General features: G+C 70.4%; 8 protein-coding genes. 6 read left to right on the forward strand and 2 right to left on the reverse strand.

Going from position 1 to position 11983, the window contains the following annotated elements; all coding sequences use genetic code 11:
- Window position 1: 1 nt before the first annotated feature.
- On the forward strand, window positions 2–5392 hold the full coding sequence (locus AC0VYN_RS09660; RefSeq protein ID WP_475535615.1) for a DNA methyltransferase: 5391 nt from the start codon (window positions 2–4) through the stop codon (window positions 5390–5392).
- A 52-nt stretch (window positions 5393–5444) separates the two neighbouring features.
- Here AC0VYN_RS09660 and AC0VYN_RS09665 read toward each other — a convergent pair whose 3' ends face one another.
- Together AC0VYN_RS09665 and AC0VYN_RS09670 are read right to left on the reverse strand one after the other, a co-directional pair.
- A complete protein-coding gene (locus AC0VYN_RS09665) occupies window positions 5445–5633 on the reverse strand; it encodes a DUF397 domain-containing protein (RefSeq protein ID WP_475535616.1) in 189 nt (62 codons plus the stop codon).
- Entirely contained in the window at window positions 5630–6487 is an 858-nt protein-coding gene (locus AC0VYN_RS09670) for a helix-turn-helix domain-containing protein (RefSeq protein WP_475535617.1), read from the reverse strand. The genes AC0VYN_RS09665 and AC0VYN_RS09670 overlap by 4 nt, the downstream gene beginning before the upstream one ends.
- 157 nt (window positions 6488–6644) lie before the next feature.
- On the opposite strand from AC0VYN_RS09670, the gene AC0VYN_RS09675 reads away from it, so the two are divergent.
- The 5 genes from AC0VYN_RS09675 (at window position 6645) to AC0VYN_RS09695 (ending at window position 11927) form a co-directional block, all read left to right on the forward strand.
- Window positions 6645–7103: an ATP-binding protein gene (locus AC0VYN_RS09675; protein ID WP_475535618.1), complete on the forward strand. Its 459-nt coding sequence runs from the start codon at window positions 6645–6647 to the stop codon at window positions 7101–7103.
- A 263-nt stretch (window positions 7104–7366) separates the two neighbouring features.
- Entirely contained in the window at window positions 7367–8359 is a 993-nt protein-coding gene (locus AC0VYN_RS09680) for an endonuclease domain-containing protein (RefSeq protein WP_475535619.1), read from the forward strand.
- A gap of 86 nt (window positions 8360–8445) precedes the next feature.
- Complete coding sequence (locus AC0VYN_RS09685; protein WP_475535620.1) at window positions 8446–9747, forward strand: GmrSD restriction endonuclease domain-containing protein; 1302 nt, start codon at window positions 8446–8448, stop codon at window positions 9745–9747.
- Window positions 9744–10931 carry an AAA family ATPase gene (locus AC0VYN_RS09690; protein WP_475535621.1) on the forward strand — a complete coding sequence of 396 codons (1188 nt, stop codon included), beginning with the start codon at window positions 9744–9746 and terminating at the stop codon, window positions 10929–10931. Before AC0VYN_RS09685 ends, AC0VYN_RS09690 begins: the two co-directional genes overlap by 4 nt.
- Before the next feature lie 54 nt (window positions 10932–10985).
- Window positions 10986–11927 carry a hypothetical protein gene (locus AC0VYN_RS09695; protein WP_475535622.1) on the forward strand — a complete coding sequence of 314 codons (942 nt, stop codon included), beginning with the start codon at window positions 10986–10988 and terminating at the stop codon, window positions 11925–11927.
- Window positions 11928–11983 lie beyond the last annotated feature (56 nt).

Raw genomic sequence — 11983 nt, forward strand, 5'->3', positions numbered from 1 at the left:
CGTGACGTACGACTCGCTGGTCAACCACGGCGACTACCTCTCGGCCCACTACCTCGCCGAAGTCCTCCCCAAGGACCTCAAGGCCAAGGACGGCCTCCTCGCCCGCTGGGCCGCCTTCGAGGAGCGGGAACGCCGCTGGCACGCCGACGCCGTCGCCGAGGCCAAGCGCCAGGGTCTCGGCCCTGACTCCGTCTCCCCGCGCGCCCGCACCCCCCGCGAGGGACTGCGCGCCCTGCACGGCCCCTACTTCGCGGGCCGCGCGGCCCTCGCGGCGGACGCGGCGGCGCTCGTCGACCCCGGCGCGCCCGAACCCGAGGGCTGGCGGAAGCGGTTCACGGAGAGCCACCTGGACACCCTGCACGCCCTCGGCTACACCGACGCCCACGAGCAGACCGTCACCGTCCACCGCGCCGACCACGCCCACACCCTCCAGGTCCTGCACGCCGAGCCCGGCCTGTACGCCGTCTCCTGCGGCTGGACCACCGACCCGGACGCCGCCCTCGACCCGGACGACGCGGGCCGCCTGCTCCACCCCGTGGACCTGGAGGCGTCGGCGGCTCCTCTCAAGGACGCCAAGGCCCTCACCGACTTCCTCTTCGCCTGCGACGCACCCCCGCGCTACGTCCTGCTGGTCGTCGGCGGCGTGATCGTCCTCGCCGACCGCCTCGCCTGGCCCGAGGGCCGCTACCTCGCCGCCGACCTCGACGCCGCCCTCAACCGGCGCGACGACCGCCACGGCGGCGAACTCGACACCGTGGCCGCCCTGTTCGGTGCCGACTCGCTGCGCGTCCCCGACGAGGGCGGCACCGCCCCGCTCGCCGGCTTCCTCGACAAGTCCGGCAAGCACGCCGTCGGCGTCTCCACCGAACTGCGCGAGGGTCTGCGCCTGAGCGTGGAGTGGATCGCCAACGCGGTCCTGGCCCGCCTGCGCGACCCGGAGAACGGCGTCACCCCGGCCGACCTCGACGACCCGGCCCGCCTGGCCAAGGAGCTCAGCCGCGAGGCGCTGCGCTACCTGTACCGGATCCTGTTCCTGCTGTACGCCGAGGCCAGCCCCGCCCTCGGCATCCTGCCCTCCGACTACCCCGAGTACGAGGAGGGCTACGGCCTCCAGCGCCTCGGCGACCTCGTCCTGCGCGACCTCGTCGGCGAGCGCTCCCGGCGCGGCTTCCACCTGTACGAGTCGCTGGAGCTGCTCTTCGACAAGGTCGAGCGCGGGCACCGCCCCTACGGCACCGAGCCCGAGGACCTGGCCGCCGAGGCCGCGGCCCGCGAGGCCGCCGAGGCGGAGCGGGAGGCCGACGAGCTGCTCGCCGCAGGCACGATCACCCGCGCCGAGCACACCGAGCGCGTCCGCGAGGCCGACCGCGCCCGCCGCGCCGCCGCCCGCAGCACCAGCGCGGGCCTGCGCTTCGAGGCCCTGCGCTCGGAGCTGTTCACCAAGGAGGCCGTCCGCCTCATCTCCGACGACCAGATCGAGAACCCGCTGTACCGGGGAGGCGAGGGCGAGAAGCGCCGCCCGTTCCTGGACACCCGGCTGCGCAACGAGACCCTGCACAAGGTGCTGCGCCGCCTGATGCTCACCCAGGGCCGGGGCCGGGAGCGCGGCGGGTTCATCTCCTACGCCCAGCTCGGCATCAACCAGCTCGGCGCGGTGTACGAGGGCCTGATGTCCTACACCGGCTCCATCGCCGAGAAGGAGCTGTACGAGGTCGCCAAGGGCGGCGACCCCTCGGGCGGAAGCTGGACGATCCCCGCCGACCGCGTCCAGGACTACGAGGACGGCGTCTTCGTCACCCGGACGAACGAGGAGACCGGCCGACGGGAGCGGGTGGTCCACCCCGAGGGCACCTTCGTCTACCGTCTGGCCGGCCGCGACCGCCAGACCTCCGCCTCCTACTACACCCCGAAGTCCCTCACCGAGGTCACCGTCGAACTGGCCCTCAAGCACCGGCTCGACCAGAACGACACCGTCACCCTGGCGAAGGAACTGCTGGAGTGGAAGATCTGCGAACCGGCCCTCGGTTCGGGCGCGTTCCTCAACGAGGCCATCGACCAGGTCGCCGCCGAGTACCTGCGGCGGCGCGAACGCGAGCTGGGCCGCCGGGTGGACCCCGAGCTGCGGCAGATCGAGCTCCAGAAGGCCAAGGCGTACATCGCCCTGCACAACGCCTACGGCGTCGACCTCAACGCCACGGCGGTGGAGCTGGCCGAGGTCTCCCTCTGGCTCAACTCCATGCACCCGGGCATGCGGGCCCCCTGGTTCGGCCTGCACCTGCGGCGCGGCAACTCCCTCATCGGCGCGGGCCGCAAGGTCTACAAGGCCGACGTCCTGACGGACGGCGGGTGGCTGGCCAAGAAGAACACCCTCCCGCCGACCGACCTGCCGTTCAGGGAGGGCCCGCTGCCCGAGGGCGCGGTGCACCAGTTCCTGCTGCCCGCGATCGGCTGGGGCGCGGTCGCGGGGGAGCCGGAGGCGAAGAAGCTCGCGGAGGCCGAGGCGAAGGCGCTCGGCACGTGGCGCAAGGGGGTGCAGAAGGCGCCGAAGGGGCCGAAGCCGTTCCGGGAGACCGCGACCAAGGTGGTCAAAGACCCGAGGACCGGCGAGAAGACGTCCCGACCGGAGACGGAGGACGAGAAGCGGGCCCGCCACGCGAGCTGGCACAGGGCCGCTGAGAAGACCGAACTGTGGCGGCTCCAGGGGCTCGCCCGTCGCGCCGAGTTCCTGTGGTCGCTGGTGGCCACCCGCCTCGAACTCTCCGAGCGAGCGGTGTCGCGTCGCGTCGATGTGTGGGGCGCGGACTGGCTGGAGCAGTCCTCCGAGGCGGAGGACAAGCAGAAGGTCCTCGACGACCTGACCCGCCAGGGCACGCCGTACTGGCGGCTGAAAACGGTGATGGACGCTTGGTGCGCGCTGTGGTTCTGGCCGCTGGACAAGGTCGGCGAACTCGACGGCACGAACCCGGTGTACGCGACGGAGGGGATTGCGGCGTCGGCGCAGGCCACGGAAGGCTCCGGACCCGTCCCGCTCCGGAGTCTCGCCGACTGGCTGGACTTCCTGGAAAGCGTACTCGGCACGGTCGACATGCCCGAGAACTCCTTCCTGTCCGGCATCGAGAACCTCACTCCGGACGAGGCCCTGGACCGGCTGTCCGACGTGGAGGACAGCCTGGCCGGCTTCCTCGGCATGCGACCGGCCGTGCTGCTGCCGTTCCGCTACCCGTGGCTGAACACGGTGGAGGACATCGCCGGCACGACGGAGAAGGACATAAAGGCGGAGGACGGGCACGGCTTCTTCCATTGGGAGCTGCACTTCGCGCACGTTTTCCGGGGGCCTGCGGGCGGGTTCGACCTTCAGGTAGGGAACCCCCCTTGGGTGCGGCCGAGGTGGGAGGAGAACCCGATTCTTGCCGAGCACGAACCGTGGTTCATGCTCACTGAGAAGCCGACCAAGGTGGAACGAACACGGCGGCGTGAGCAACTGCTGAAGTCGTCCCGCGCTAACGCATATCTGCTCACAGAGCTGGCAGCGACGAGCGGCATGGGCGCGATGCTGGGTTCCGGCCCGGTGTACCCCTTGCTCGCGGGAACCCAACCGGACTTGTACCGGGCCTTTATGTGCCAGACGTGGCAGCACATGGGAAATAACGGCTCCGTGGGCCTGGTCCACCCGGACTCGCATTTCAGTGGTGACAAGGAGGGGCGGCTGCGTGAAGCCGCTTACACCAGGCTGCGAGTGCACGGCGACTTCGTAAACTCGGGCAATAGGTTCTTCCCGCCACCTGTCGGCCGATCCAGTCACTTTGGGGTACACATCTACGGACAGGCGGGAGAGATCGGCTTTGACCACCTCTCCTGGCTCTTCTCCGTGGACGCCTTGCGTCTGTCGGCCAATGACGACGGCACAGCTTCCGATCCCGGGGTCCGCTACGGGGATAGTTGGGACGAACGCCCACACCGCAAGCGAATCGTCCGGGTGAACGAGGCAACGCTCACCCGCTGGCGAAAACTCACCGACGACGAGGCACATCCTGTACGCCAGGCCCGACTGCTGTCGCCGGTAAGCACGGCGGAAGAGCAGGCGATCGAAGCGCTTGCGGACTATTCGCTGCGGCTTGCGGCATACGAGCCGCAGATAGCACGTGGTTACGACGAGAGCGGGGCCAAAGCAGACGACCTCATCGACTACAACACGCCGGACGACACAGGTGTGGCCCGGCGGCCAGCCAACTGGTCGGAGGTGATCCTGAAGGGCCCGCAGATCGGCTTGGCCAACCCCATGTTCAAGCAGCCGAGCCAGGGCGGTGGCGAGGTTCTGGGGCTCAACCCGGCGACCCTGCCGGACGACGCCGTACCGGAGTCCGAATACGTGTACGTCGCGAAGCCCGAGGTGTACCGGGCAGCGCAAGACGTGTGGAGCGATGGCAGGACGCTGGAGCAACTCAAGGCGTCTGGGCGTGAGGTGATGCGGGCGCGGAATACTGCGGCCGGGCGTTTCGGCGTGACGGCGTCGGACGTCACCGAGGAGCAGGTAGAGGCGGAGTTGCTGCGACGGTTGAGGAGGCCGTACACGGAGTTCTATCGGGTGGCGTGGCGACGTCAAATTGCTCCGGATACGGAACGGGCGTTGTACGTGACCCTTCTGCCTCCAGGGCCGGCCCACGTCGATCAAATCCAAAGCATGACTAGCGGCGACTCAGCCTTCGATGCCCTTGTTGGCGGCTTCTGGTCGGCACTTCCTGCGGACTATTTCTTGCGTACTACGGGGCGTGGTGATCTTCGGGTAGCCGGGGCCAAGCTGATGCCAGTGCCCACTGCTGAGCACCCACTCGCTTCTGGCCTGCTGCTTCGCACGCTTCGCCTCAATTGCCTCACTGAGGCCTACGCAGAGCTTTGGGAGGAGCTGTACGACACCACGTGGCCCGCCTACGAGCCCTGGGCGTGTGACTGGCCTGAGCTGCAACCTCTGCATACTGTCGGCCCTGCGTGGACGCGGAGTACCCCTCTGCGGACCGAGCGGGCGCGGCGAGCGGCCCTCGTGGAGATCGACGCACTTGTCGCCGTTTGGCTCGGTGTAAGCGCTGACGCTCTCGTCGCCATGTATAAGTCCCGATTCCCGATCATGCAGGACTTCGACGCCGTTACGTGGTTCGACTCCAGCGAGCGCAAGATTGCAGGGAATCGGTACACCTACGGTTTCGGGCAGACCAAGGAGCACTACGAGCACTTCCTCGCCTACCAGAAAAAGGAGCGCCACGAGCCACCCGAGGGCTACACCGCTCCCTTCTACAAGGCCAACCGCGAGGAGGAAATGCGCGAGGCGCACGCCTACTTCTCCGCGCGGCTTCAGGAAGCTGTCGACAAGGGCAAATGGACGCCACCCGCTCGGTGAACGGCGACGCCCCGCGCCGGACGGTTCCGGCGCGGGGCGTGAGGTGTGGTCGTCAGCCCTGGGCGGCGTAGGTGACGAAGTCGTGCCATGCGGCGGGGGAGAGGGCGAGTTCGGGGCTCTGCTGATCCTTGGAGTCCCTTACGTGGATCGCCTCCGTGCCCGTAGCCACCTCGACGCAGGCGTCACCGTCGGATCCGCTGTAGCTGCTCTTGAACCAAGCCCGTTCGTCGATGCTGCTCATAGCGCTCCTCGAAGTTGCTTCAGCAGGCTCCTGGAGTCCTCGGAGGTGAGAGCCTGTGAGCGCAGTCTCGCATACCGCTGAAGCGTGATGCTGACCTCCTTCGTGTCCGCGATCAGCATGCCGCCACGCTGGCCCTCTGCGTAGCCGAACCACTTGTTGTCCGGGGATTCCAGGAGCATCAACGGCCCGTCGAACCCTGCGTGATCAGGCTGGTATCGCGGCATGATCTGCAACTCGACGTTGAACTGCACCGACCGCTCCAAGAGGCTGTCGAGCAACTCCCGCGTAACGTCAGGGCCGCCCGTGCCGCGCTCAAGGAGCGCTTGCTCGATGATGAAGCTGAACGCGATCGGGGGCCTGCGCTCGAACAGTTGCTGGCGTTCCAACCGAGCCGCAACCTGCTTGGCCACCTGCTCCTCGTCCTTCACCGGCGGCACGCTCTCGGTCACCGCTCGTGCGTACCGCTCGGTCTGGAGCAAGCCGGGAATCACTCGGCACTCGTAGGTCCACAGGGTGACCGCGTTCGCCTCCAGCCGAGCCCACTGCCGGAACCAACTAGCCAACCCCGCCTGCCGTGTCAGCGTAGGCGCGGCCCTCCGCAGCGCCCCCGTGTTGCCGAGCGCCGCCTCCCCCCGCTCCACGAACTCCCGGTCCGGCATCCTGCGCCCCTGTTCCACCGAGGCGACCGTGTGCTTCGAGAAGCGGACCAGGGCGCCGAACTCCTCACGGCTCAGGCCCGCGTGCTCCCGCAGGGCCTGGACGACCGCTCCGAACGTGCGCAGACTGTCCGACACCCCCGGTTCCGTACCGCCCGCTCCCGCCCCCGTGCCGCTGTCCGTGTTCTCGTAGCCCACCGTCGGCCACCTCCCGTGCCACCCGCCGTACCGTTTCCGACCGCGACCATCGTCACGCACCGTGTCGCGTACCGTCCACCGAATGTGTGCGTACGCTGACTCAGCGTACGCAGGGCGGTGCTGGTGAACCCGCCCGTTCCGGCATCACAGTGGGCATATGACACCACCGTCCACCCCGGCGACCCGCCAAGACCCCGTCACCGTACGTGTGTTCACCCAGCGGTTCAGCTCCACCCCGCGCGGTGCCCGCCTCGCCCGCCGGCTCGCGCTGCACCAGCTCGACGCCTGGGGCGTGCCGCACGGCAGCGAGGCGTCCGACACGGCGGCCCTGCTCGTCGCCGAGCTGGCCGCCAACGCCGTCACGCACGGCCGCGTCCCCGGCCGGGACTTCGAGGTCACCGTCAAGCTCCTCGGCCCAACCGTGCGCATCGAGGTCTCCGACACCCGGGGCGAGCTGCGGCCCCCGGCCCCGGACACGCCCCGCCCCGCGCTCGGGCCGCTCGCGGAGACCGGCCGGGGTCTGCTTCTGGTGGAGGCGCTCGCCGACCGGTGGGAGGTCCTCGACCGTGCTCCCGTCGGCAAGACGGTGGTCGCCGAGCTGAACCTGCGGCGCTGACCGCTCTGCTCGCGCCGGCGGCCTCGGACGGTCACGCCGCCGGGCCAGGACGCCGCTTACGCGCTCAGTCTGGCGCGGCGTCGGGCCGACCGGACCGTACTCCTCTGCCCCTGCCCCTGCCCCTGCCCCCGACCCACGACGGCTGATCGCCTGTTCCCACCGCGCGACGCCCGTGGAGTCCGCTGCCCCGGCCGGCGGCGCCGGGCGGGGCCGGTTATCCACAGGGGGCGCGCGCCTGCCGGGCGGCGTCGGACACTTCCCTTGTGCAGGATCTGACACGACTCACCCGCAACGGTGTGCTGCTGACCGCCCACGCCCTGGCCGCCGGCTGGCCCGCTCGCAGGCTCACCCGGCGCCTCCGCCGCGACGGCTGGCTGCCGATTCACAGGGGCGCGTGGTCGGCGCCGGGTGTGACGGTGGACTGGCTGCTACGGGCCCGCGCGATGCAGATACTGCGCCCCCATCTCGTCTGCAGTCACAGCACCGCCGCCGCGCTGCACGGCGTCGAACTGCTCGGGCACGGCCCCGGTTCCGCGCCGCTGGAGTTCAGCACGACGTACCGCGGCTCGACCGACCAGCCCGCGGGCACCCGCGTGCACGCGGCGGTGTGCCTCACCGACAGCGACCGGACCGTACGGAAAGGGCTTGTCGTGACCACACCCGCGCGGACGGTTGCCGACCTCCTGCGCGCCGGACCTCGTGACGACGCCGTCGTCGCCGCGGACTCCGCCCTCTCGCCTCGCCGAGTGGCGGGCGTGAGCCGCCCGGCCCTGGTGACCCTGGCCGGCCTCGCGGCCGAGCTAGCCCCGCCCCTGCACGGGGCGGTGCGAGCCCGGCGCTGGCTGCGCCTGACGGACCCGGCCGCCGGGTCGCCGGCCGAGACGTTCGCGCGTCTGCGGATGCACGACGCCGGGTTGCGCCCGGCATCCCAGGTGGAACTGCGCACGCAGGCCGGCCGGATCCTCCGCCCGGACTTCCTCTTCCTCGCCGAGGGCCTGGTGGTCGAGATCGAGGGCTACGCCTTCCACGGCACGCGCGAAGCCCACGCACGGGACACCCGGCGCTTCAACGAACTGGCCACCTGTGTGGGCGTGAGGCGGGTGCTGCGCTTCACCGCCACGGAGGCCTTCCTCCGGCCGGACGCGATGATCGCCACCATCCGTGCGGCGCTGGCAGACCTGGGCGAGCCCGGTCTCCCCGTCACGGGCGGTACGGGACGCGCGCACCGGACCGGGAAGAACCTCCGGACGTCCTGAAGTGCCGACGACTCGGGTCAACGAATTTGGGGGGCGGCGTCTATAGGGTGGGGTGGGGATGGAAGCGGCGGTGGGGAGCGGGGAGTATGGCGGCGGAGCTGGAGGACGGCGGCGGCGGCCCGGGGACCGGGCGGGGCCGGTCGGCGGGGCCCCGGGGGTACGCCGTACCGGAGGACGTCGACGGCGGGTCGGACACGCTCTTCCTGCCGCTGGGGCCCGCCCTGGAGATCGGGGCCGACGGCCGGCCGACCGGCGTCGAACTGGAACTCCCCTCCGACGAGGAGGACGAGGAGGACGGCCCCTACCGGGACGCCGACGGCATCTCCGCCCCGTTCCGGCCCGACAGTATCAAGATCCACACGGAGACCACGACCGTGGACCTGCTGCTGTCCCGGCTGCGGGAGGGCATGATCGATCTCGCGCCGGACTTCCAGCGCCGGGCCGGGATCTGGAGCGACCGGGCGCAGAGCCGTCTGATCGAGTCGCTGCTGCTGCGCATCCCGATCTCCAACTTCCACATGGCCCAGGACGACGAGGACAAGTGGGCGGTGGTGGACGGCGTCCAGCGGCTCACCGCCATCGCCCGGTTCATGGAGCCCCGGCTCACCGGCCTCGGCCCCCTGGCCCTGCGGGGCCTGGACTACCTCGGCAACTTCGACGGCAGCACGTACCAGGACCTGACCGGGCGGCTGAAGATCCGGCTGCGCGAGACCCAGCTCACCGTCCACATCATGCAGCAGGGCACCCCGGAGGCCGTCAAGCACAACGTGTTCTCCCGAATCAACACCACCGGCATGCCGCTGACCCAGCAGGAGCTGCGGCACGCGCTGGTGCGGGGGCCGGTCCGGGAGTTCCTCGCGGACCTCGCCGAGGACCCGACGTTCGGCGAGGCCACCCGGTGGAGCGTGTCCAACGAGCGGATGGCCGACCGGGAGATGGTGCTGCGCTTCCTCGCGTTCCGCCTGAGCAATCCGGCCGAGCACACCGAGAAGGACTTCGACGGGTTCCTGACCGCCGCGATGTACCGGGTCAACAGCCTCGGCGAGGAGCGGCGGGCGCAGCTGACACGGGAGTTCCGGGTGGCCATGCGGTGCGCCAAGGAGCTGTTCGGTGAGCACGCCTTCCGCAAGTGGCACGGCGGGAAGCGCAGTTCCCCGGTCATCAACAAGGCGCTCTTCGAGACGATCTCCGTCCATCTCGCGCTTCTCGACGATCACGAGCGGGACAGACTGGTAGCGTTCCCGGCCAGGGTGCACGACGGGTTCTTCGCGCTCATGGACGACTGGGACTTCGACCGGTCGATCTCCATCGGCACCGGGACGCCGGCGAGGATCCGCACGAGATTCCAGTACATGGCACGGCTGTTCCGAGGGGTGGCTGAACAGTGATCGAGCGTCTGACGCTGCACAACTTCAAGGCGTTCCAGCACCTGGAGTTACCGCTCGGCCCCCTCACCCTGCTCACCGGCCTCAACTCGTCCGGCAAGAGCAGCGTCCTGCAATCGATCGCCCTTCTGCGCCAGTCGTACGAGGCGGGTGACCTCGCTGTGGCGGGACTCCTGCCCGAGGCGAAACGGGCCGGACTCCGGCACGCCGTCGGCAACCAGGGCTTCCTGCTCAACGGCGAACTCGTCGCCCTCGGGACCGGAGTGGACGTCCTCCACGAGGACTTCACGGAGGACGAGCCCCGCATCGGCTTCGCCGTCGACGAGGGCCCGCGCCGCTACGGATGGACCGTCGAGTACGAGCCCGAGCAGAACCTGCTGCCGCTCCTCGACGTGGACCTGCCGCTCACCTCCGAGGGGTCCGCCGCGCCCACCGGGCCCGAGGCCGTGGCCCCGTCGTTCCTCACTGCCCCCTTCCAGTACCTGCACGCCGACCGCATCTCGCCGGCCGAGTTCTACCCGCGCGACCACCACGCGGCCATCGGCCGGGGCTTCCTCGGTGTTCGCGGGGAACACACCGTCAACTACCTGCGTCACCACGCCGACGACACGGTCCCGGCAGGACCGCTGCACCACAAGCGGGCCGCGTCCGACCTGCTGCGCGACCAGGCCGCCGCCTGGATGGGCGACCTGTGCCCCGGCGTGGACATCAGGGCCGAGGCCATCGAGGGCACCGACGCCGTACGCCTGTCGTACGGATTCCAGGGCACGCTCGGTGCCACCCGGCGCCGCCGGCCCAGTCACGTCGGCTTCGGCCTCACCTACGTCCTGCCGGTCGTCGTCGCCTGCCTCACCGCACGCCCCGGCTCCCTGGTCCTCCTGGAGAACCCGGAGGCGCACCTCCACCCGCACGGGCAGACGCAGATGGCGGCGCTGTGCGCGGCCGCCGCAGCCCAGGGCGCCCAGGTGATCATGGAGACGCACAGCGACCACGTCATCAACGGCGTGCGACTCGCCGTCAAGGATGGACGGCTGAGCGCCGGGCGGGCGGTGTTCCACTACTTCCGCGGAGACGGCACCGGCGTCGAGGTCGTCAGCCCGCGGGTCGACGCGGACGGCATGCTCGACCAGTGGCCCACCGGGTTCTTCGACGAGCTGGAGAACACGCTCGACCAGCTCATCGGCTGACGCGCCCGCCCGGGGAGGGCGGGGCGAGGCGCACACCATCGCGGAGGGGGAGACGTGCCGCAGCTGTTCCTGAACGAGAAGTCCTGCGAGACGACGGCCGATCCGGCCCGGGTCAACCGCGCCATGACCGAGATGGTCAGGGCTGTGCTCGCGGTGGCCAGGGAGGACCGGGCGGGGACCCGGCTCTTCTCCCGGGAGCCCGTCAACGCGTTACAGCTGGCCCAGGGCCACGCCATCGGCAAGTGGTGCGGGACCCCGGGTGCCAGGGACCTCTGGGTGCGCCTTCTCCAGATGCAGACCAAGTGGCCCCACCGGGAGGCCTTCCCCGAGGGGGAGACGCACTCCGACGTCGAGTACCGGCACGACGGACAGCCGGTCGACGGGCTCGGGGCGGCGCACCTGACCGGTGGCCTCGCCGTGTCCCTGCCCGTCGAGCCGTGCTGGGACGCCGACCGGCTCACCCTCGTCCGGGAGGAACTCCTCGACGACGAGGACGGCGGCTCCGCGCTCACCGAGGTCGAGGTGTTGCACGCCGCCGGGCGGGAGCACGTCGACACCCACCTGTCGTGGATCCGGCGCGGCGCGGACGCCGTCCGGCAGAAGGCCGTCGAGGGCCTGCGGTCCGGTGCCGAACTCTGGAACATCAAGGCGGATCTCTTCCCCCGCCTCCAGTTCACGCGGCTCGCCGAACAGCACTTCACCGAACTGCCCGAGGTGTGGGTGCAGCCGGTGGGCGAGCGGCTCGGAGAACTCCAGGACGCGGTCAGCGACTGGGACCCGGTCCGTCGGCCCATCGCTCCCCAGTGGCGTTCCTACGTCCGCACCGAGTTCGAGATGCGTCGGCGGCTGTGCTGGTTCCCCGACGACGACGGCGAGAGCCGCCTGTTCGACTGGCACTGCGACTTCCTGCCGTCGCCGGGCCGCATGCACTTCCGGCTGCTCCACGAGGAGCGCACCCTGCGCATCGCGTACGTGGGACGCAAACTCGGCAAGTGATCCGGGCCCGGAGCCGCCCGTCCGCCCCCGTTACCGTAGGGGCGGTGAACGGGCGG

Source organism: Streptomyces sp. 63XJN7_1_ISO-PGPR-S23-121, assembly GCF_056173025.1.